Here is a 1,551-nt window from a genome sequence, read left to right on the forward strand (position 1 = left end):
GGCACGTACGTCCCCCACACCTCGCGCAGCGCGTTGCACACCTCGCCCACCGTCGCCCGGGCGCGCAGCGCGTCCTTCATCGGGTAGAGGACGTTGTCCTCGCCCTCGGCGGCCTTCTTCAGGGCCGCGAGTGCGGTGTCCACGGCCTGCTGGTCGCGCTCGGCGCGGAGCCTGGCGAGGCGTTCGGCCTGCTGGGCCTCGATGGCCGGGTCGACGCGCAGCGGCTCGTACGGCTCCTCCTCGTCGAGCTGGTAGCGGTTGACGCCGACGACGACGCGTTCGCCGGAGTCGGTCTCCTGGGCGATGCGGTAGGCGCTGCGCTCGATCTCGTTCTTCTGGAAGCCGTGCTCGATGGCGTCGACCGCGCCGCCGAGGTCCTCGACCTTCCGCATCAGCTCCAGGGCGGCGGCCTCGACGTCGTCGGTCATCTTCTCGATGACGTAGGACCCGGCGAACGGGTCGACGGTCGCCGTCACGTCCGTCTCGTAGGCGAGGACCTGCTGCGTGCGCAGCGCGAGGCGGGCCGACTTGTCGGTGGGCAGCGCGATGGCCTCGTCGAAGGAGTTGGTGTGCAGCGACTGGGTGCCGCCGAGGACGGCCGCCAGGCCCTGGACGGCGACGCGGACCAGGTTCACCTCGGGCTGCTGGGCCGTCAGCTGCACGCCGGCGGTCTGGGTGTGGAAGCGCAGCATCAGCGACTTGGGGTTCTTCGCGCCGAACTCCTCCTTCATCACCCGCGCCCAGATCCGGCGGGCCGCGCGGAACTTGGCGACCTCCTCCAGGATCGTGGTGCGGGCCACGAAGAAGAAGGAGAGGCGGGGCGCGAAGTCGTCGACGTCCATGCCGGCCGCGACCGCCGTGCGCACGTACTCGATGCCGTCCGCGAGGGTGAACGCGATCTCCTGCACGGGGGAGGCGCCCGCCTCGGCCATGTGGTAGCCGGAGATCGAGATGGTGTTCCACTTCGGGATCTCGGCCCTGCAGTACTTGAAGATGTCCGCGATCAGCCGCAGCGACGGCTTGGGCGGGAAGATGTACGTCCCGCGCGCGATGTACTCCTTCAGCACGTCGTTCTGGATCGTGCCGGTCAGCTTCTCCGCGCCGACGCCCTGCTCCTCCGCGACGAGTTGGTAGAGCAGGAGCAGCAGCGCGGCGGGGGCGTTGATCGTCATGGACGTGGAGACCTTGTCCAGCGGGATCCCGCCGAACAGCACCCGCATGTCGTCGATCGAGTCGATCGCCACCCCGACCTTGCCGACCTCGCCCGAGGCGATCGGCGCGTCGGAGTCGTGGCCCATCTGGGTGGGCAGGTCGAAGGCGACCGACAGGCCCATCGTGCCGTTGGCGATCAGCTGCTTGTAGCGGGCGTTGGACTCCGTCGCCGTGCCGAAACCGGCGTACTGGCGCATCGTCCAGGGACGGCCGGTGTACATCGTCGGGTACACGCCGCGGGTGAAGGGGTACGCCCCCGGCTCGCCCAGCTTCTCGGCCGGGTCCCAGCCCGCCTGGGTGTCGGGCCCGTAGACCGGCTCGATGGGCAGTCCGGACTCG

General features: G+C 70.0%; 1 protein-coding gene. It reads right to left on the reverse strand.

All coding sequences use genetic code 11. The features are described 5' to 3' along the window. Positions 1–1,551 (reverse strand): methylmalonyl-CoA mutase (locus ACIRFH_RS36615; protein ID WP_403530926.1); only part of this gene is annotated, 1,551 nt, incomplete at both ends.

The sequence above is a fragment of the Streptomyces sp. NPDC093586 genome (genome assembly GCF_044764905.1).
Classification (GTDB): Bacteria; Actinomycetota; Actinomycetes; order Streptomycetales; family Streptomycetaceae; genus Streptomyces.